At 36.2% G+C, this 21,292-nt stretch carries 14 protein-coding genes; 12 read left to right on the plus strand and 2 right to left on the minus strand.

Annotated features, from left to right (window positions below):
• Positions 1–10 precede the first annotated feature (10 nt).
• Positions 11–4,312, plus strand: a complete 4,302-nt coding sequence (rpoC, locus tag DNG35_RS06835) for a DNA-directed RNA polymerase subunit beta' (protein WP_111127229.1) — start codon at positions 11–13, stop codon at positions 4,310–4,312.
• Positions 4,313–4,317: 5 nt separating this feature from the next.
• Entirely contained in the window at positions 4,318–4,638 is a 321-nt protein-coding gene (locus DNG35_RS06840; RefSeq protein ID WP_111127231.1) for a DUF3467 domain-containing protein, read from the plus strand.
• A gap of 656 nt (positions 4,639–5,294) precedes the next feature.
• Here the strand turns inward: DNG35_RS06840 and DNG35_RS06845 are convergent.
• Positions 5,295–6,881, minus strand: coding sequence for a peptide chain release factor 3 (locus tag DNG35_RS06845; RefSeq protein ID WP_111127233.1), 1,587 nt, complete (start codon positions 6,879–6,881; stop codon positions 5,295–5,297).
• A gap of 199 nt (positions 6,882–7,080) precedes the next feature.
• Between DNG35_RS06845 and DNG35_RS06850 the strand changes: the two genes are divergently transcribed.
• From DNG35_RS06850 to DNG35_RS06895, 10 genes are all read left to right on the plus strand, one after another.
• On the plus strand, positions 7,081–10,272 hold the full coding sequence (locus DNG35_RS06850; RefSeq protein ID WP_111127235.1) for an Ig-like domain-containing protein: 3,192 nt from the start codon (positions 7,081–7,083) through the stop codon (positions 10,270–10,272).
• Positions 10,273–10,673: 401 nt separating this feature from the next.
• Positions 10,674–12,251: a hypothetical protein gene (locus DNG35_RS06855; RefSeq protein ID WP_111127237.1), complete on the plus strand. Its 1,578-nt coding sequence runs from the start codon at positions 10,674–10,676 to the stop codon at positions 12,249–12,251.
• A gap of 92 nt (positions 12,252–12,343) precedes the next feature.
• Positions 12,344–13,651 carry a hypothetical protein gene (locus DNG35_RS06860; protein ID WP_146228839.1) on the plus strand — a complete coding sequence of 436 codons (1,308 nt, stop codon included), beginning with the start codon at positions 12,344–12,346 and terminating at the stop codon, positions 13,649–13,651.
• 194 nt (positions 13,652–13,845) lie between these two features.
• Positions 13,846–14,742 (plus strand): hypothetical protein, encoded by an 897-nt coding sequence (locus DNG35_RS06865; RefSeq protein WP_146228840.1) that lies wholly within the window; start codon positions 13,846–13,848, stop codon positions 14,740–14,742.
• A 67-nt stretch (positions 14,743–14,809) separates the two neighbouring features.
• Positions 14,810–15,982 carry a gliding motility-associated C-terminal domain-containing protein gene (locus DNG35_RS06870; RefSeq protein WP_111127243.1) on the plus strand — a complete coding sequence of 391 codons (1,173 nt, stop codon included), beginning with the start codon at positions 14,810–14,812 and terminating at the stop codon, positions 15,980–15,982.
• Between the two features lies 1 nt (position 15,983).
• Positions 15,984–16,910 (plus strand): type IX secretion system membrane protein PorP/SprF, encoded by a 927-nt coding sequence (locus DNG35_RS06875; protein WP_111127245.1) that lies wholly within the window; start codon positions 15,984–15,986, stop codon positions 16,908–16,910.
• A gap of 28 nt (positions 16,911–16,938) precedes the next feature.
• Positions 16,939–18,885 (plus strand): OmpA family protein, encoded by a 1,947-nt coding sequence (locus DNG35_RS06880; RefSeq protein WP_111127247.1) that lies wholly within the window; start codon positions 16,939–16,941, stop codon positions 18,883–18,885.
• Between the two features lie 68 nt (positions 18,886–18,953).
• Entirely contained in the window at positions 18,954–19,469 is a 516-nt protein-coding gene (gene idi / locus DNG35_RS06885) for an isopentenyl-diphosphate Delta-isomerase (protein ID WP_111127249.1), read from the plus strand.
• Positions 19,470–19,877 (plus strand): 6-carboxytetrahydropterin synthase, encoded by a 408-nt coding sequence (locus DNG35_RS06890; RefSeq protein ID WP_111127251.1) that lies wholly within the window; start codon positions 19,470–19,472, stop codon positions 19,875–19,877. It abuts the gene before it with no gap.
• 6 nt (positions 19,878–19,883) lie between these two features.
• Positions 19,884–20,852 carry a type I phosphomannose isomerase catalytic subunit gene (locus tag DNG35_RS06895; protein WP_111127253.1) on the plus strand — a complete coding sequence of 323 codons (969 nt, stop codon included), beginning with the start codon at positions 19,884–19,886 and terminating at the stop codon, positions 20,850–20,852.
• On the opposite strand, the gene DNG35_RS06900 is transcribed toward DNG35_RS06895, so the two are convergent.
• Positions 20,853–21,287, minus strand: coding sequence for an SRPBCC family protein (locus DNG35_RS06900; RefSeq protein WP_111127255.1), 435 nt, complete (start codon positions 21,285–21,287; stop codon positions 20,853–20,855).
• Positions 21,288–21,292: the final 5 nt, after the last annotated feature.

Raw genomic sequence — 21,292 nt, forward strand, 5'->3', positions numbered from 1 at the left:
ATAAGTAATTATGGCAAGAAATAGAGAAAACAACACACAAAAGAGATTCAATAAAATCTCGATTGGTTTAGCTTCTCCAGAAGCAATTTTAGCAAGTTCGCAAGGAGAGGTTTTAAAGCCAGAAACGATTAATTACCGTACACACAAGCCAGAAAGAGACGGTTTGTTTTGTGAGCGTATTTTTGGTCCTGTAAAAGATTACGAATGTGCTTGTGGTAAATATAAGAGAATACGTTACAAAGGTATTGTTTGTGACCGTTGTGGTGTTGAAGTAACCGAAAAGAAAGTAAGAAGAGATCGCGTAGGGCATATCAATTTGGTAGTGCCTGTGGCTCACATCTGGTATTTCCGCTCGTTACCAAACAAAATTGGTTATTTGTTAGGCATTCCTTCAAAGAAGTTGGATATGATTATTTACTACGAACGTTACGTAGTAATCCAACCGGGTATTGCTAAAAACGAAGAAGGAGAAGACCTACAAAAAATGGACTTCTTAACGGAAGAAGAGTATTTAAATATCTTAGATACGCTTCCTCAGGAAAATCAATATTTAGAAGATAGCGACCCTAACAAGTTTATCGCTAAAATGGGAGCAGAGTGTTTAATCGAATTATTACAACGATTAGACTTAAACGAGTTATCTTATGATTTAAGACACAAAGCAAATCACGAAACTTCTAAGCAACGTAAGACAGAAGCTTTAAAGCGTCTTCAGGTGGTAGAAGCTTTTAGAGATGCAAACAAAGAAAGAGAGAACAAACCCGAGTGGATGGTAATGAAGGCGATTCCGGTAATTCCGCCAGAATTAAGACCTTTAGTTCCGCTTGACGGAGGTAGATTTGCAACTTCAGATTTAAATGATTTATACAGAAGAGTAATTATTAGAAACAATCGTTTAAAGCGATTGATGGAAATCAAAGCTCCAGAAGTAATTTTACGTAACGAAAAACGTATGCTTCAAGAAGCGGTAGATTCTTTATTTGATAATACCAGAAAATCTTCTGCGGTAAAAACAGACTCTAACAGACCTTTAAAATCCTTATCGGATTCCTTAAAAGGAAAACAAGGACGTTTCCGTCAGAACTTACTTGGTAAGCGTGTAGATTATTCGGCACGTTCGGTAATTGTAGTAGGACCAGAAATGAAATTGTACGAGTGTGGTTTACCAAAAGATATGGCTGCAGAGCTTTACAAGCCTTTTGTGATTAGAAAACTGATTGAAAGAGGAATTGTAAAAACCGTAAAGTCAGCGAAGAAAATTATCGATAAGAAGGAACCCGTTGTTTGGGATATCTTAGAAAACGTGTTAAAAGGACACCCAGTTTTACTGAACCGTGCTCCTACCTTACACCGTTTGGGTATTCAGGCATTCCAACCTAAACTTATCGAAGGAAAAGCAATTAGATTACACCCATTAGTATGTACGGCATTTAACGCGGATTTCGATGGGGATCAGATGGCGGTACATTTACCATTAGGGCCAGAAGCTATTTTAGAAGCACAATTATTGATGTTGGCTTCGCACAATATCTTAAACCCTGCCAATGGTTCGCCAGTTACTGTACCTTCTCAGGATATGGTTTTAGGTCTATACTATATGACCAAAGAAAGAAGATCTACCGAAGATCGTAAGATGTTGGGTGAAGGTTTAACTTTCTACTCTCCAGAGGAAGTAATTATTGCCTACAACGAAAAGAGAGTAGAACTCAACAGTGTGATTAAAGTTAAAACAAAAGACTTTAATGAAGAAGGTGAGTTGGTAAATCAACTTATCGAAACCACTGTTGGTAGAGTTATCTTTAACGAAGAAGTGCCAGAACAAGCAGGCTACATCAACGAAGTATTGACCAAGAAGTCTTTAAGAGATATCATTGGTAATATTTTAAAAGTAACAAGCGTACCAGAAACTTCAGAGTTTTTAGATAAAATCAAAAGTTTAGGGTATAATTTTGCCTTTAGAGGAGGTTTATCATTCTCATTGGGAGATATTATTATTCCTGAGGAAAAAGAATCTATGGTAGATGACGCCAATGAACAAGTAGAAGGTATTATGGCCAACTATAACATGGGGCTTATTACCAACAACGAGCGTTACAACCAAGTAATTGATATATGGACAGCGACCAATGCTAACCTTACGGAATTGGCAATGAAACGTATCCGTGAAGATAACCAAGGTTTCAACTCGGTATATATGATGCTTGATTCTGGAGCTCGTGGTTCTAAAGAGCAGATTCGTCAGCTTACCGGAATGCGTGGTTTGATGGCAAAGCCTAAAAAATCGAATTCTGGTGGTGGTGAAATTATCGAAAACCCAATTATCTCTAACTTTAAAGAAGGTCTTTCGATTTTAGAGTACTTTATTTCTACGCACGGTGCCCGTAAAGGTCTTGCTGATACCGCGTTAAAAACTGCCGATGCAGGTTACTTAACCCGTCGTTTGGTAGATGTATCGCAAGATGTAATTATTGGTGAAGAAGACTGTGGCACATTAAGAGGTATCGAAGTGAGCCCGTTAAAGAAAAACGAAGAAATCGTAGAATCTTTAGCAGAGCGTATTATTGGTAGAACTGCATTAAATGATGTGATCAATCCGTTAACGGAAGAAAAACTCATTAGTGCAGGCGAAGAAATCTCTGAAGATGTTGCGAAGAAAATAGATGCGACGATTTTAGAGAGCATCGAAGTAAGATCGGCTTTAACTTGTGAAGCAAAACAAGGGATCTGTAAGAAATGTTACGGAAGAAACTTAGCAACGGGTAAAACCGTGCAGAAAGGAGAAGCTGTAGGTGTTGTTGCTGCTCAGTCTATTGGTGAGCCAGGAACACAGTTGACACTTCGTACTTTCCACGTGGGAGGTATTGCAGGAAACATTTCAGAAGAAAACAAAGTAGTATCTAAATTTGATGGTATTGCAGAGATTGACGATCTAAAAACCGTAAAAGGTGAAAATGCAGCGGGAGAGAAAGCAGAAATCGTGATTTCGCGTACCTCTGAAGTAAAAATCATGGATACCAAAACAAAAATTGTTTTAAGTACCCATGTGATTCCTTATGGTTCTCAATTGTTCATCAAGTCTGGTGACAAAGTAAAACCAGGGGATGTAGTTTGCCAGTGGGATCCTTATAACGGTGTTATTATTTCTGAATATGCAGGTAAAATTAAATTCGAAAATATCGAGCAAGGGGTTACTTACCAAGTAGAAACTGATGAACAAACAGGTTTCCAAGAGAAAGTGATTTCTGAATCGAGAAACAAGCGTAAAATACCTACACTTTTAATTTTAGATAATAAAGACGAAATCATTAGATCATACAACTTACCGGTTGGTGCTCACTTGATGGTAGATGATAAAGAGAAGATTAAAGTAGGAAAGATTTTAGTGAAAATTCCACGTAAGTCTTCTAAAGCAGGTGATATTACAGGTGGTTTACCAAGAGTTACCGAGCTTTTTGAAGCGCGTAATCCTTCTAATCCAGCTGTCGTAAGTGAGATTGATGGTGTGGTTTCTTTCGGAAAGATAAAACGTGGTAACCGCGAGATTATCGTAGAGTCTAAATTAGGAGAGATTAAGAAGTATTTAGTAAAACTTTCTAATCAAATCTTAGTTCAGGAGAACGATTATGTAAAAGCAGGAATGCCTTTATCTGATGGTTCTATTACACCAGACGATATTTTAAATATCAAAGGACCAAGTGCTGTACAACAATATCTTGTTAATGAAGTTCAAGAAGTTTACCGATTACAAGGTGTGAAGATTAATGACAAGCACTTTGAGGTAGTCGTAAGACAGATGATGCAGAAAGTACAAATTCAAGACTCAGGAGATACCCTTTTCCTAGAGAACCAATTGGTACACAAATCTGACTTTATCGAAGAAAACGATGAAATCTTTGGGATGAAAGTCGTTGAAGAAGCAGGAGATAGCGAAAACCTAAAACCAGGGCAGATTGTTTCGCCAAGAGAATTGAGAGACGAAAACTCTCTCTTGAGAAGAGCAGACAAGACTTTGGTGGTAGCAAGAGACGCAAATCCAGCGACAGCGACACCTATTTTACAAGGTATCACAAGAGCATCGTTACAGACCAAGTCGTTTATATCGGCAGCATCGTTCCAGGAAACCACAAAAGTTCTTAACGAAGCAGCAGTAAGCGGTAAGGTAGATAACCTTGAAGGATTGAAAGAAAACGTTATCGTAGGACACAAAATCCCTGCAGGAACAGGATTGAGAGAGTACGATAACATCTTGGTAGGCTCAAAAGAAGATTTAGAGTCGATGATGGAAAATAAACCAGAGGTAAATTATAATTAATTAGTATGAGCGACGATAATTCAAAGAAATCACAAAAACAACAACTCAATATCGAGTTAGACGAAGCGATGGCAGATGGCGTTTATAGCAATTTGGCCATCATCAACCATTCCCCTTCAGAATTTGTGGTCGATTTTGTAAATATTATGCCTGGAGCACCAAAAAGTAAAGTGAAGTCAAGGGTTATTTTAACCCCACAACACGCTAAAAGACTTTTAAAAGCGCTAGGGGATAATATTGCAAGATTTGAAAGCGCTCACGGCGAAATCAAAGATTATGACAAACCTCCGATTCCATTGAATTTTGGACCTACAGGACAAGCATAAACATAAAAAACTCCGAAACTTAGTTTCGGAGTTTTTTTATAACACACCCCTAAATCCCCTCTTATTAGAGGGGACTTTTTTCGTTTCAGGTTCTTGTACTTGTTTATAAATCACAACCCAACTTCTCTTTTTCTTCATCTTTTTTAAAACTCTGTCCTGTCTTCAGGATTGAGAGATTCAGATTCTCGCTAAGTTAGCGCTTGAGGGTATCGGGAGTTGGAGAATTTGTCTATTTTTCATTGGTTTGGTTAGTAGGTGATCACACGATGCAAGGATAATTTTTATACTTATTTTATATATCATACTTTTTCCATTGATGAAAAAGTATGCAAAAAATCTAGGTTTAAGTTTCTTATTGACCCATTAGGCTTTGTAGGCTAAATTAAAAGAACTTGTCCGCTTTAAGGACTTCAAACAGCTTTTAATTTTTTACGCCTACTTCAGCTATGGGTGCCCCAAGTCGTAACTTAGACCGGGTGTGAACTGAAATTTAGCGAGGCAGGTTGTATTTTTTCCTCTACCAAGAGGGGAATATTTTTGAAGCATGAAATGCTGAGAAAAATCAAGGGAGTGTTATTTGAGTAATCATAAGAAGATGTGATTTTGATATGTACACACCCCTAAATCCCCTCTTACTAGAGGGGACTTTTTTTCTTTTAAAACTCAGAGGTAAAATGAAACTTGATACTCGGGTATTTTTGCTGTGTCATTTGTAACGAAAAAGCAGAATCGGCAAGGAAAACCAGTTGACCACGTTTGTCTTTGGCTAAAAATTTGTTTTTTACCCGTTTGAAATCTGCAAACTCTTCGTTTTTAGGGTCTGAGGGTTCTACCCAACAAGCTTTGTGTACGTTTAGATTTTCGTAAGAACATTTAGCTCCGTATTCGTGTTCCAATCGGTATTGAATCACTTCAAACTGTAGTGCGCCAACGGTACCGATTACTTTTCTTCCATTCAATTCGAGTTTAAAAAGCTGTGCCACACCTTCGTCCATCAATTGGTCAATACCTTTTTCCAATTGCTTCGATTTCATCGGGTCAGCGTTGTTGATGTACCTAAAATGTTCGGGTGAAAAACTAGGGATTCCTTTGTAATTTAACTCTTCACCAGAAGTTAAGGTGTCTCCAATTTTAAAATTCCCGGTATCGTGTAAACCCACAATATCACCAGGATAAGATACATCTACCACTTCTTTCTTTTCCGCAAAGAAAGCATTAGGACTACTAAAACGAAGGTTTTTACCGTGGCGTACGTGTAAATAAGGAACATTTCGTTCAAATTTACCCGAAACAATTTTTACAAATGCCAGACGGTCTCGGTGTTTCGGATCCATATTGGCGTGAATTTTAAACACAAAACCGGTAAAGTCTTTTTCGGTAGGTTTTACCAAACGTGTATCACTTTCTTTAGGTCTTGGGCTTGGTGCAATTTCTACAAAACAATCTAACAATTCGCGAACCCCAAAATTATTCAGTGCTGAACCAAAGAAAACAGGTTGTAATTCTCCTCCTTGGTAGCTTTCCTTTTCAAAATCAGGATAAACCGATTCGACCAATTCTATTTCTTCTCGTAATTTTTCGGCGGCTTTTTCACCAATCAGATCATCTAATTCTGGGTTAGACAAATCGTTGATTTCTATCGTGTCTTCGATATCTTTTCTCGGGTCGCCCGTAAAGAGGTTGATGTTTTTCTCCCAAAGGTTATAAATTCCTTTAAAATCATAACCCATTCCGATAGGGAAACTCAACGGCGTGACTTTGAGGTGTAGTTTTTGCTCGATTTCGTCTAAGAGATCAAAAGCATCTTTTCCTTCACGATCTAATTTGTTGATGAAAACTATGATAGGAATGTTTCGCATACGACAAACTTCGACTAATTTTTCGGTTTGTTCCTCGACCCCTTTAGCCACATCTATCACTACAATCACACTGTCAACAGCAGTGAGTGTTCTAAAAGTATCTTCCGCAAAATCTTTGTGACCAGGCGTGTCTAATATGTTTATTTTGATGTTTTGATATTCAAAAGCCAGCACCGAAGTCGCGACAGAAATCCCTCTTTGGCGTTCTATTTCCATAAAGTCACTGGTGGCGCCTTTTTTTATTTTGTTGGATTTTACGGCTCCAGCTTCTTGTATTGCACCACCAAAAAGAAGTAATTTTTCTGTTAAGGTAGTTTTACCCGCATCGGGGTGGGAAATAATTCCAAAAGTTCTTCTTCGGTTGATTTCCTTGATGTTACTCATAGTAAAAGTGTTAAATTATTTTAAGAAAACCGTCATTGGTCGGATCACGTATGTATTTTAACGACTATTCCTCACATCTTAAATTAAAACCTTTATCTATATGTAAATTTGATTCTCAAATTTGTGACCTCAACTAGAAATAGGTGTCCTAATTTAAAACGCAGAATAGAATTGTAATTGGTATTATTACCCCAAATTAATGAGGCAAAGCTACAATAATTATATCTCTTATTTTACTACTATTGGCTTCGAAAAATTCATAAAGTTTTTTGGGACACTAATGGATTATGCGGGTATACAAAAACATTACCTCGTTACTGTTTTTATTTTCTTTGTTTTTTCTTTAGGGGTGTTTGGACAAACAGATTTGGTAAGGTGGAATAATCATACGTCAGCACCAACCCCTTTAGTGGGAAATATGACGGCAAACCAAATGGTGTTAGGCGGAGGAGTAACTATAAGTGATGCAGCCTGGTCTGGTTTTAGAGTAAACAACCTTCATAATGGAAGTAGCAATACAATAAACTATAGCAAGTATATAGAGTTTAGAGTTACTCCTAGCGCAGGATACAAAATAGCGTTATCTCAATTTAAGCTCAATTATAACTCGCCAAATAATGATAACGGCCCGACAACATTACAGGTTAGATATTCAACTAATTCCACTTTTCCTTCAAATGGAACACTTTTAGGTAGTCCAGTAACTCTTACGAGAGGTTCAAATCAATATTTAACTTTAAACTTTCCTTCTGGATATGAAGTAAATCAAACTTTATACATTAGAATATATCTTTATGGTCAACCTAGTGTATACTATACAGACTTTTACATAAGAAATACAACTTATAATGCTTCTACGCAAGGACCCACTCTCACAGGTACAGTTTCTGCGGCGCTCCCTATCGTACAAAACGATAATGCAGTAACCGCAGAAAATACAGCTGTAAACATAGATATTCTAGATAATGATACTTATGGCACTTTAAGTGCTATAAATATTACTCAACAACCTACTAACGGACAAAATATTACCGTAAATGGATTAAGTGACGTTACCTATACTCCAAACACCAGTTATATAGGAACAGATAGTTTTAAGTATACCATCACAGATGAAAAAGGAACTTCTTCTGAAGCTACTGTAAATATTAATGTAAGTGCACCAACAGCTCCAACAGCAGTTGCCGATGTGGTTTCAGTTCCTACGGATCTAACGACTAATATAAATGTGCTTAGTAACGATTCATCTGGGAGTGGAGCTTATGATGATGTTATAATAGTCAGTAATCCTACGAATGGTGCAGTAACAGTCAATACTAATAATACAGTCGCTTATACGCCAAATAGTGGTTATACAGGTACTGATAGTTTCCAATATAAAGTTACAAACATTCATGGTTTAACCTCTAATACTGTCACGGTAGATGTGAATGTAACCTGTAATTGTACAAACAATATTGTTAGCGGTTCAGGTGGGGCCATTATAATTAATTCTGGTCAAACTTATTGTCTTACATCAGGATCTTGGTCTGGAGGTTTAACTATGAATGGGGGAACTCTATGTGTCTCGGCAGGAGCTACATTTACTGCATCTTATACTACTGGTGCTTTTAGTGGTAATGTTATCAATAACGGAACGATAACAGCTTTTCCTTTAAGTACTGGTTCTACGCATACAGTAGATATTTTGAATAAGGGATCGCTTACTTCGGCTTACTTGCAGAATTTTGCAGGTGGTATCGAAAACTATGGAACTCTTACTGTAAATGGCGGGCTTGAGACATTAAATGGCGCCGAAATAAATAATTATGGAAACTTAACTAGTAACTCAATTAGTTTTTATGATACTACCGTAAACAATTATAGTAATGCTAATTTTACAGTGAATAGTAGTGTAAATGTATATAGTGGTTCTTGGGATAATCGTTTGGATGGAGAGGTTTATTTAAACGGATCTAACGTTAACTTTACAGGTGCTTTAGATAACTCGGGTTATTGGGAATTTGAACGTTTAAGTGGGTTGTCTGCTACTTTAAATAATTATGGTCATATGCAAGTGCATAACCAAGCAAGTAATATCTCTTCTACTACCTATTTAACCAATGATGATTTATTAGAGTTTATTGATGTGCCAGAAATTCAATATAATGGTCCGATGCTGACCAACAATGGAACACTAACAGTTACCCATTCAACCTCTGGTAATTTTAAAATGAATCAATCCATTAACCAAGTATTTAATAATGGTAAAATTGAAGTGTCTGGGCAATTTGAACAAAACGCTAGTGGTTCGAAGTTAGTAAACAATTGTCATATCGTTTGTAAAACTTATTTTTTAGGAAATGGGGATACCACTAATAACGGTTTAATTCATGCAATTGGGACTGGTACTACTTCTGGGAGGCCTGATGGAATAAATATTGAAGGTACAACATCAGATTTTTATAACTCAGAAACTGGTTTTGTAAGAGGGGTTAATTTTAGGAATTCTGGAGACATAAAAGGTTACGGAAGCTTCTACTTTACAGGAACAACAAACAATAACAGTGCTGGTACATTTATAGGTGATAGCGCTTCGCAACAAATCTTATTTTATGATACCACACAAACGGGAAGTAATATTTTTGATGCTCCAGGGGGAACTGTGACTAATGTATTACGTCCTTCATCGATGACACCATTAGATGAATTGTCCTATAATTGTACGGCTCCACCATCTTCTGCGGGTTCACCACCAGATACCGAAGAAGTAGAGTTTCTTTATTGTGATCCTCAAACCGTAAATTTTGATCTTGATGATTATGCAACACCGGCTCCTGCTGTTGGAGGTGATCCTTTTGTGTTGTTATATTCCTCTATCAAACTCTTTGAGTTTAATAACAGTAGTAATCCAACTAATAACTCAACAAATCTAGTGATTTCAGGAAAGGGAACTTTTACGGCTAATACCTCTAATGGTGAAATTCAATTTATTCCTAATGCGGGGTTTACATCAGGAGTGGTGGAAGCAGAGTATAGAATATCTAACAAAAGAAGCGGAGACCCAATTACATATCCAAGTCCGAAAACTAAAATAACAATCACTTTTATTTCGATTGATCCTCCAGCTATAACGATTGAATCAGGAACTAATCCTGTGTGTATAGATGATACCGTGACTCTTTCTAATGAGATTGAAGGAGGAGTCTGGGAAAGTAGTAATAATGCTATAGCCACTGTTGATGCGAGTGGTGTGGTTACAGGAATTTCGGTGGGTACGGCAACCATAAGCTATACGGTGACGGAAGAAACATGTGAAGAAACAGTGGAACAAGAGATTAACGTTGAGGCTTGTGCTTCGGGTTTTATGATTACGAATCCTATGACTCGCCAAAGAATTAAGTCTAATTGATTTTTATAGTAAACGAATTATGCTTGTAATAGATAAAACAATGTTGATTTTAATAAAGAATGATAAAGTGTATGATTTCAATTTTTTCATCAAAATCTTAATATTAGTCTGATTCTATGATAAAAACATGCACTTTATCGACTATTTTTTTATTTAATCAAGTTTATACGCAGATATGATTTTTAACTCGATTTCGGTTTTATATTTGTCCACCAAAATTTTTTATAAAAAATTGGTTGACTTGATTTTACACTTTTTTGGTGATGATAAATAATAAAATAAGTCTCAAAATTTTATAGAAGTTAGGAACGAATGATTTTTTACATTTTTAGTGTATTTAAAATTTTAACAATTAGAGTATTTAAAAAAGAACTAATAAATATTTTTCAGTAACCCCATTTATGAAGAAATTATTATTTTTTTATTTTTTACTGATAGGATTTTATACTTATGGTCAAGTAGGTATAGGCACTGCTATGCCAGATCCTTCAGCTCAGTTGGATGTTACTGTGGCTGCTGGAGATAAAGGGGTGTTGTTACCACGCGTGGCCTTAATTAATACTACTGATCAAACTACTATTACCAATGGCAATGTAGAAAGTCTTTTGGTTTATAATACAGCTACACAAAACAATGTAACTCCTGGTTATTATTATTGGTACAACGGAAGCTGGAGAAGACTTACTGCACTGGGTGATCACCCAGAAACCATAACTACCCTTGTTAACAATACTGATGGATCTTATACTTATACTAGTGAAGATGGAACCATGACCACATTTACAGTTGGCGGAATGATGGTCGATAATGGTGATGGCACTTATACTTTTACTAATCCTGATGGAACTAACGTTACCATTCAAGGAGTTTCGCAGGCACTCACTATTTTATCGTACGATAATAACACAGGAATGATATCCTATATAGATGAAAACAGCACACTAACCCAACTGGATATGTCTCTTGCTATCGACTCTTGGGAAACCCTAACAGATCTAAAATTGAACCCAGATAATATTCATTTAGATTATACCGATGAAGATGGAGTTACAAATCAAATAGATTTAACTACGCTTGTTCAAAACCTAGAGACCCTTACCACCATTGTAGCCAATGCCGATGGCACTTTTACCTATACAGACGAAAACGGAAACGCAACGCAAATTGATATTTCAAATTTAGAAACACTCACCTCTTTAGCGCTTAATGCCGATGGTAAAACTTTAGAATACACTGACGAATCAGGAACGGTTACAACTGTCGATTTAAGTAGCGTCATTACTAATTTTGAAACCATTACTACGCTGGTGGATAATGGTGATGGTACTTATACCTACACTAACGAGAGCGGAAATACCACCGTTATAGATGTTAATAACACAGAAACGCTCACTGAATTAGTTCTAAGTACAGATAACTCTACGTTGACTTATACCGATGAAAATGGGAATGATACGATAATCAATTTGAAAACTGTCGTACAAGCTAACCAAAAAACAACTACACTGGCAGATGGTGTAAATACTACGGTAAGCTCTACAGTCTCTGGAGATAATACAGCATGGCAAGTAAATGTTGCAACTGCTAAAGGAGCTAATAACACACAAAACTCAACTTTAGGAGTCGTGAAAGAAGCTGATAGCAACCCTACAGTAAATATAGCTAATGACGGCTCACTCTCTGTAAACCTAGAGAATACCAATGACATCAAAGAAGTTAGCGGAAATTATACCGTATTACCTAACGACACCATTTTACTTGGAAATGCAAGTACCGCCGATGTAAGTATTGTAATGCCTAATCCAGTAGGAAAAAAAGGAAAAACAATTACCATAAAAAAACAAGATACCAACGAAGATTATTATATAAATGTCTATGGAAATATTAATGGCTTAAGCCAATTATATACCGCATTGCCCTATTCTGGGTGGCAATTGACCTCTGATGGAACACAATGGAAAATAACAAATAAATTTTAAATCAATAAATCAATCAATAATCAGTAAAATAAATAATTATGAATACTAAATCTAAAACAAGTAAAAAGAACGTTAAACTAAATTTAATTCCAATGAAAAAGTTATTACTTTATTCGCTATTTGCATTTGCCATTTTACTATCGCCAAGTGTAATGGCACAACAAGGTATCGGGACAAACACACCTGATAAATCATCAGCCGTAGACATCGTTTCTACCAAACGAGGTTTATTAATACCTCGACTCGCATTAACAGCAACAAACGTTGCGACTCCAGTTGCATCTCCAGCCAACTCATTGTTAGTATACAACACTGCTACTGCGGGAACAACACCTAATAACGTAACTCCTGGTTTCTATTTTTGGGATACAGACCATTGGGTACGTTTTGTAGATGAAGATGGAGAAAAAACAGTTATTGTAGAAGAAGGTGAAAACATCGACGTTGAAGAAACAGTAAATGGGAATGAAACTACTTATACCGTAAGCGTTGAAAACGGAGGCGCTGATAATCTGGTAATGGTTACGATAGCAAACCCTGACTTTCCTGGTACTCCAGGCGCACCAGAATTTATAACAGATTGGGTAACTTACGACGAATTGATTGATGCAACCAATGGTTTAAATTATGATGAAACAACAGGGGAGTTAAAATTAGGAGGAACTTTAACTGAAAACACCACCATTTCAGTTGATGAATTCGACATGATCTTTGATGGAGGTTTTAGTGAAGGAGGTACGATAAAACTTACCAATTTAGAGGCAATGGATCCTGATGCTGCTATACCTGCAGGTGCTAATGTAGCAGTAATGTTGGCAGATGGTACTTTACAAACGTATTCTCTAGAAGATCTTTTAGAAGATTTAACAGTTACAGCAGACAATGGTCTAACGATGGATACTAATAACAATATTCAATTAGGTGGAGATTTAATCACACCAACTACTATTGTAACGGGTACTGATGGTTCTGGTGGTACAGATACTGCAAATACCATTGCTATTACCAACCTCGAAGCAGCAGATGAAGCCAACAACATTGTGGTGTCTGAGACGAATGGCGGAGTATTACGTACCGTAAAGAGAACGGTTTCTAGTGCGATAACTGCCGACTTGACTATTAATGACACTAATATATCTGATTATAGCCCTTATGTACAAGAAATAAATATTTCTGCAACCATACCAGCTACTGGTGATATCGATGTCACACTTCCTGCTGCAGGTGGTGCTAATAGCGGACAGGTAGTCAATATTAAAATAGCAAACACGACAGATGCACATACGGGATATCTTAATATTATTGCTAACGGAGGTACGCTTACTTACGGAGCCATGCCTTTTCAAGGTTGGATTTTAAAATCTAATGGTACGAGTTGGGTTATCGTAGGGCGTAATTAAACACCACATAACTGTTTTACTTAATTAAAGATTTTTTATTCTACAGCCATGCATTTTTGTTGACTTATGTTATTTATAATGTAAGTCAACAGCTAATGGTTGTAAGAAACAATACAATACAGTGTTATTTTAAAATAATCTTTTAAAAAGTTCAAGAACTATAGAGGATTACTACAATTACTTACCCCAATTTTATGAGGCAGTCTTTTAGAAGACATATTTTACTTATTTTCCTGCTGATTTGTGTCGGTATGACCACTTATGCCCAACAAGGCTTTGGAGTTAATATTCCAAGTAAGGCGTCTGCTGTAGAAATCAAGTCAAGCGATAGAGGGCTTTTAATTCCGAGGGTGGCTTTATTAAGTCTGACGAGTTTTTCTCCTATTACAGGAGAACCTTCAACAGATGTCGCCAAAACAAATTCTTTATTGGTCTATAACACTGCCGATGTAGATACAGCTATTTTTCCGGGTTATTATTATTGGACAACCGATGGAACTACAGGAAAATGGAATCGATTGGTAACTGCTGAAGAAATTGAAATTAGCCTTACCGCTAACAACGGTCTAACCAAAAATGGAGATAATATACAATTAGGAGGAACGCTGCTTGATGATACGGTAATTGATCTTGATGTTCATAATTTGGCATTAGAAAATTTACCAACAGGTACAGCAACAGATAATATGGTCGTTGCAGATCCTACGACAGGAGACTTAAAACAAGTAAAACAAGCGCCTCGCACGTTTTATATGCCATCAGTGATTTTTAATACCACTACAACAGGAACAGGTTTACAAAGAAATCTATATCAAGAATATGTAGATCAGTTTCAAGGAAACGCACTTAATATCGCCCACGGACAAGGTGGTTATTCTATGCCTTACAATGGTGGTTTGGTGGGTAGTGCAGGAGCTCCAGCACAAATTGATGTATATGCAGCTACAGAATTGTATTATTATATTACCTATTATGACGAAACGGTATTTGATAACTTAAGTATTAGTGCCAGTGGAGTTTTAACCTATGATATTATTGGTACAGCTACCGATACTTCGTATATGGTAATCGTGTTTGTTGTGAAAGAATAGTAGAAAAAAGAATGTGAATAAACTAAAGAATATATTTGTTATTTTGTTTTTCATCGTTTGTGGAAACATGTTTTCGCAAACCGTGAACACCGGAGTGATGTATGTAAGTGAAAACACCACATTTTCTACAGTAAAAGAATTTAATAATACAAACACAGGAACATTTTACAACGACGGCGATAGCTATATCTACAGCCACTTCAACAATGATGGTATTGTCGATTATGTTGATGGCGATGGTCTTACCCGATTTATAGGAACAAGCATACAACAGATCACAGGCTTAAACACACTTTATTTTTATAATGTATTGTTCAATAACACTTCAACCCAAGTTCCGTTTGAGTTGCATAATAAAATTAGTATTGCTAACATAGGTGATTTTACCAACGGTATTGTAAATAATGAAGATTATGGCGGGTTATTTATTTTTGAAAACAATGCCACACATCTAAACGTTTCAGACTACAGCCACGTAGACGGTTATGTTTTGAAAAATGGTGACGCCGAATTTAAATACCCTATTGGCGATGGGGGTTATTACCGTTTTGCGACGATTGGCGAAACCGAAAACACTGCCAATATATTTCAAGGAAAATACTTTCTTCAAAACTCTGATCTAAATTACCCTCACGAAAATAAAGAAGAAAAGATAGAATTTATTGATGATACAGAATATTGGGTGATAGAAAAAAAAGAAGGTTCCCCAGAAAATATAATTCTAAGCCTTTCTTGGAATGAAAACACTACGCCTTACACGATTACGGAGAATCCAGGCAGTGACTATATAAGTATCGTACGTTGGGATACTGCAACCCAAAAATGGATTAATGAAGGAGGATTTGTCGATGAAACCGAAAAAACAGTAACTTCGCTACTTACAGGTTATGGTGTTTTTACACTTGCCAAAATACAGACACCGTCTGAAAGTGCAGAAGATCATGTCATTTATAATGAGTTTTCACCAAACGGCGATGGCATCAACGATACTTTTATCATTGAAGGAATAGAAAATTACCCTAATAATAAGCTAGAAGTTTACAATAGATGGGGTAATATGGTTTATGAAAAGAGAGGTTATGACAATAGTTGGGATGGAATTTCGACAGCTCGTGCTACTTTAAATATCAATGAAATTTTGCCGGTAGGTACGTATTATTATATTTTGAAACTTGGTGCACATAAAGTAACAGGAAATATTGCAAGAACCAAAACGGGTTGGATATATATAAACCGATAAAATGATAAAAGTATTCCGAATAAAAAAGATATTGAAGCTTATCATTTTTCTGATGACGTGTAGTGCATTTGCTCAACAAGACCCGCAATTTACGCAGTATATGTACAACACCTTAAGCATCAATTCTGGATATACAGGACAAAGAGATGCGATAAGTGCTGTCATCTTATACAGAAACCAATGGGTAGGTTTAGATGGAGCTCCTCAAACACAAACCTTAGGTATACACGGACCTTTAAGAAATGACGCCTTAGGCTTAGGTCTTTCTATTGTAAATGACATCATTGGTCCGACAAACGAAACTTACCTTAACGGCAATTTTTCTTACACGATTTTTGTAGATGATTACCTCACAGAATTATCATTTGGTTTAAACGCAGGATTACATATTCTGAATAACGACTGGACCAAAGGTAATTTTAGGCAAGAAGGAGACCCTTTGTTTTCCGATAATATTAATCTGACTTCACCTATGATTGGAGCAGCACTTTATTTGCATAGTGAAAATTATTATGTGGGTTTCTCAGTGCCTAATTTTTTAAAAACAGAACATTACGATACTTTTAAGAAGTCACTAGCAACAGAAAGGATGCATTTTTATTTGATAGGAGGTTATGTTTTTGATATCAATAGAAACTTAAAACTTAAACCTGCTTTTTTAGCAAAAGCAGTAAGCGGAGCTCCTATTATTGCTGATATTTCCCTCAATGCTTTGGTAAATGAAAAAGTACATTTCGGACTTTCCTATCGTTGGGACGATTCCTTTAGTGGCTTAGTAGGGTTTAATATAAATCAGGATTTGTTTATAGGTTACGCCCACGACAGAACGACGACAGGTTTAAGTGGCTATAATTATGGAACCCACGAAATTATGATGCGGTATGAATTTATGAAAAATAGAAGAGTAATTTCCCCTAGATTCTTCTAAATCAGAGAATTTTAATTATTTTTAGCGTGTGAAAAATTACATTTATATCATTTTTATAATTTTTCCTTTACTGTTATTTTCACAAAAAAGTAAAGTTAAAAGCGCAGACAAAAGTTTTGAAGATTATCATTTTGTAAAAACTTCAGATATTTTGTTGGATGTAGTGGGTAAAGGCTATGAAAGCGAAGATGTTTTAGCGCAATTAGCACAGTCTTATTACCTCAGAAATAATTTTGCTGAAGCGGAAAAATGGTATGGAAAACTTATCGCTTTAAAAGAAAAAGAAGGCACATTAAATAATATCAATCCAGAATACATCTATCGTTACGTGCAAACCTTAAGGTCTTCACAGAAATATGACTTAGCAGAACAATGGATGATTAAGTTTAAGGAACTCTTACCTGAAGATTTAAGGGTTAAAAATTACGAACAAGAAAAAGATGAGATAGAAGCGCTTAAAGATAAGCCTAAGTTTGTCAATCTTAAAAACATTAATATCAACTCTAAAAATTCAGATTTTGGTGCCTATCCGTACCAAGATATGATTTTATTTTCATCCTCTAGAGGTGAAGGAAGAAAATATGAATGGAACAATCAGCCTTATTTAGATGTTTATCAAGCCAAAAGAAGAAACGATTCTACTTTTTATAACGTAGAGAAATTCAGTTCAGACATCAATTCAAATTTACACGAATCTTCCATCGCTTTTTATGCCAACGATTCGATTATGTTTTTTACCAGAGATAACGATCGGGTTTCAAGAGATAACACTATAAAACTTCAAATTTATAAAACGGTATTAGGAAAAAAAGGATGGTCAAAGCCAAAAAGAGTGAGTTTTTGCGATGACAACTACAATTTTGCCCATTCTACGATCAACAAAGCAGGAACCTTTATGTATTTTGCTTCAGATATGCCCGGTTCGCTAGGCCAGTCAGATATATACAAAGCACCCATACACAAAGACGGGACTTTGGGTATACCCGAAAATCTGGGGGAACTCATCAATACAAAAGGAGTAGAATCTTTCCCTTTTATCAATGAAAATGGTGATCTTTTCTTTTCTTCCAACGGAAGACCAAACTTAGGAGGTGTCGATATTTTTGTAATTCGGGATTTTGAAAATAAAATAAAAAATTCTGAAGAAATAAATATAGAAAACCTGGGGATACCTTATAACAGTCCGAAAGACGATTTTGCCTATTTTGAAGATGAAGGTGGAGAAACAGGTTTTTTAGCATCCAATAGAGATGGAGGAAAAGGGGATGATGATATTTACAGGTTTTACAAAACAGTCGAAAACATAGAGGAGCAGCCGAAGCAAGAGTTGATTGTACACGTATTGAGCAAAAAAAGCTCAGATTCATTAACTCATTCAACGGTGTCGCTCTTTAACAGATTTGGAGACGAAATAACCAGAGAAGAGATAGACAAAGCAAGTACACTTATCGAAGGCTTAGAAGAAGATCAAGAGTATATTGTAAGGGTTTATAAAGAAGGCTATATTTTGGAAGAAACAAGATTTAAGACCTCAAACCAAACCTACACACAAAGACTGAGTATTTATCTTGATGAAGAGGAATCTACCAAGTTTAAAATAGGTGACGATTTAGCAAAGATTCTCGATATTCCGTTTATTTATTTTGAGTATGACAAAGCCGAAATTACCAAAAAAGCGGAAGTAGAATTGCAGAAAGTAATTTCGTTCTTAAATAGTTATCCCGATGTAAAGATAGATGTGCGTTCCCATACTGATAGTAGAGGTTCAGACGCTTATAACCTAGAGCTTTCTAAGAGAAGAAATGACGCCACCAAAAAATATATTATAGAAGTTGGCGGTATTACCGCCGATAGAATTTCTGGTGAAGGTTATGGTGAAACAAAACCTGTCAACCATTGTACCAATGGTGTAAAATGTACTGATCAAGAGCACCAGCTTAACAGACGGAGCGAGTTTATTATAGAAGAATTGTAATACCAAACCCTACATTTTTCAAGTCGGTTTTTTTAGGTTAGAATTTTTATAACTTGTATTTTTACCAAATGAGTAAAGAACAAGTTATTCTGGTAAACGAAAAAGACGAGCAAATTGGTGTGATGGAAAAAATAGAAGCACACCAAAAAGCACTTCTGCATCGAGCCTTTTCAGTATTTGTATTTAACGATCAAAACGAATTACTTCTTCAGCAGAGGGCAGAATCCAAATACCATTCACCGGGTTTGTGGACCAATACCTGCTGCAGTCATCAGCGCGTTGGAGAAACCAATATAGAAGCAGGAAAAAGAAGATTGAATGAAGAAATGGGTTTTACCACAGATTTAGAAGAAGTCACGTCGTTTATCTATAAGACGTCTTTCGATAACGGTCTTACCGAACACGAATACGATTATATTTTGGTGGGAAAGTATAATGAAAATCCAAATGTAAACCCTGAAGAAGTGAGTGCGTACAAGTGGATGACCTTAGAAGACACCAAAAAAGATATGCAGCAAAATCCAGCGAATTATACTTCTTGGTTTAAAATTATCTTCGATAAATACTACAATTTTATCTCGTAAATGAAAGTAACCGTACATAGAAAATCCCATTTTAATGCCGCCCATAGACTTTACAATAAAGAATGGAGTGACGAAAAAAACATGGAGATTTTCGGGAAATGTAGTAACCCAAATTACCATGGCCACAATTATGAATTGATTGTTTCCGTCACCGGAGAAATCAATCCCAAAACAGGTTATGTCATCGATTTAGGTAAACTTAAGGAAATTATAAGAGAAGAAATAGAGGAGAAGTTCGACCATAAAAACCTTAATTTGGATACCAAGGAGTTCCAAAACCTTAATCCTACCGTCGAGAACATTGCCGTGGTCATTTACCACAAGTTAAAGCCCAAATTAAAACCTGCTTTGGACTTAGAGATCACTTTGTACGAAACGCCGCGTAACTTTGTAACTTATAAAGGTTAACTTTTGATGCAGTCACCACTCTATCCTTTAAAATTTCAGCCAATTCTCAAAGAAAAAATTTGGGGCGGAGAAAAATTGCATCAAGTTTTAGGGAAGCAGAAAATTTCTAATCAAATTGGGGAAAGTTGGGAAATCAGTGCGGTCGAAAATGATGTTTCGGTAGTTGCCAACGGAGTTTTAAAAGGTAAAAGCTTACGCGAAATAGTAGAAGCTTACAAGGCAGATTTAGTAGGTAAAAAAGTTTATCATAAGTACGCTAACAACTTTCCGTTGCTCATCAAGTTTATCGATGCGACAGAAGATTTGTCAGTGCAAGTTCATCCTGGAGACAAAATTGCCCAACAACGTCATAATTCTTTTGGTAAAACCGAAATGTGGTATGTGTTAGATGCCGAAGAAAATGCTTCTATTGTGGCGGGATTTCATAAGAATACCTCCAAAGAAGATTATTTAGAAGCACTTGAACAAGAAAATTTAGAAGCGGTTTTAAACAAAACTTCCGCGAAAAGTGGCGACACTTTTTTGGTAAAAGCGGGTTTAGTTCATGCGATCGGAAAAGGAGTTTTATTGGCAGAAATACAACAAACTTCAGACATTACCTATCGCATTTACGATTACAACCGTACCGATAAAGAAGGCAACAAACGCGAGTTGCATACCGAAGATGCTATTGACGCGATAGATTTTGATAGTCATGATTATAGAGTAGCTTATACAACTAAAAACAACCAACTACAAGATTTGGTGAGTTGCAAGTATTTCAATTCAGAAATCTTACAATTAGAAAATACAACCGACTTTAAGCTTCACATCAACCCAGATTCTTTTGTGATTTTAATTGGGGTAGAAGGAAAAGCCAATATCAAACATCACCAAATTACGATCAAAAAAGGAGAAACCGTATTGATTCCGGCCAATTTAGGGGAAATTTCGCTTCAAGCGGAAAGCAGTAAAATTTTGGTGGTGACTATCTAATTATTGGCTTTCAGCAAAGGCCTTAAAAGTTTCCATATATTTCATCGATTGTTTTTTAAAGGCACCCGGCATCAAAAAGCCCATCACCTTCATAAAGCCTTTAAACTGAAATTCGTTTTCGGTAATGTGCTTGGTCTGATTTTCCGAAAGTTCGACAAACTTATTCCTGACCATATTAAAAACGCCGTCGGCTTCGTAGGTTCCAGAAAACTCGTGCGGAAGGTTTTTTACCGTAATGGTTTCTATCATTTCGATTTCCCGTTTTCCCATTTTAAACTTCAGTTTCGATTTGGCGCCAACTTCACCTGGAGTTCCACTCAAGTGCTCAAAACTCTGTAAACCTTCCATCCATTTGTCCATATTCTCGACGCTGTCAAATAACTGAACCACTTCGTCAATGGGTTTGTTGATGATAATTTCTTGGGTGTATTTCATTTTTA

It is taken from the genome of Mesonia sp. K7 (assembly GCF_003233725.1).
In the GTDB taxonomy this organism is placed as follows: Bacteria; Bacteroidota; Bacteroidia; order Flavobacteriales; family Flavobacteriaceae; genus Mesonia.

What these genes read in the sequence shown, in the direction of transcription:
- idi (WP_111127249.1), top strand. Translation starts at nt 18,954, where the DNA reads ATGAGTAAAGAACAAGTTATTCTGGTAAACGAAAAAGACGAGCAAATT.
- DNG35_RS06860 (WP_146228839.1), top strand. Translation starts at nt 12,344, where the DNA reads ATGAAAAAGTTATTACTTTATTCGCTATTTGCATTTGCCATTTTACTA.
- DNG35_RS06850 (WP_111127235.1), top strand. Translation starts at nt 7,081, where the DNA reads ATGAGGCAAAGCTACAATAATTATATCTCTTATTTTACTACTATTGGC.
- DNG35_RS06870 (WP_111127243.1), top strand. Translation starts at nt 14,810, where the DNA reads ATGTTTTCGCAAACCGTGAACACCGGAGTGATGTATGTAAGTGAAAAC.
- DNG35_RS06855 (WP_111127237.1), top strand. Translation starts at nt 10,674, where the DNA reads ATGAAGAAATTATTATTTTTTTATTTTTTACTGATAGGATTTTATACT.
- DNG35_RS06875 (WP_111127245.1), top strand. Translation starts at nt 15,984, where the DNA reads ATGATAAAAGTATTCCGAATAAAAAAGATATTGAAGCTTATCATTTTT.
- DNG35_RS06865 (WP_146228840.1), top strand. Translation starts at nt 13,846, where the DNA reads ATGAGGCAGTCTTTTAGAAGACATATTTTACTTATTTTCCTGCTGATT.
- DNG35_RS06895 (WP_111127253.1), top strand. Translation starts at nt 19,884, where the DNA reads ATGCAGTCACCACTCTATCCTTTAAAATTTCAGCCAATTCTCAAAGAA.
- DNG35_RS06840 (WP_111127231.1), top strand. Translation starts at nt 4,318, where the DNA reads ATGAGCGACGATAATTCAAAGAAATCACAAAAACAACAACTCAATATC.
- DNG35_RS06900 (WP_111127255.1), bottom strand. Translation starts at nt 21,287, where the DNA reads ATGAAATACACCCAAGAAATTATCATCAACAAACCCATTGACGAAGTG.
- DNG35_RS06890 (WP_111127251.1), top strand. Translation starts at nt 19,470, where the DNA reads ATGAAAGTAACCGTACATAGAAAATCCCATTTTAATGCCGCCCATAGA.
- rpoC (WP_111127229.1), top strand. Translation starts at nt 11, where the DNA reads ATGGCAAGAAATAGAGAAAACAACACACAAAAGAGATTCAATAAAATC.
- DNG35_RS06845 (WP_111127233.1), bottom strand. Translation starts at nt 6,881, where the DNA reads ATGAGTAACATCAAGGAAATCAACCGAAGAAGAACTTTTGGAATTATT.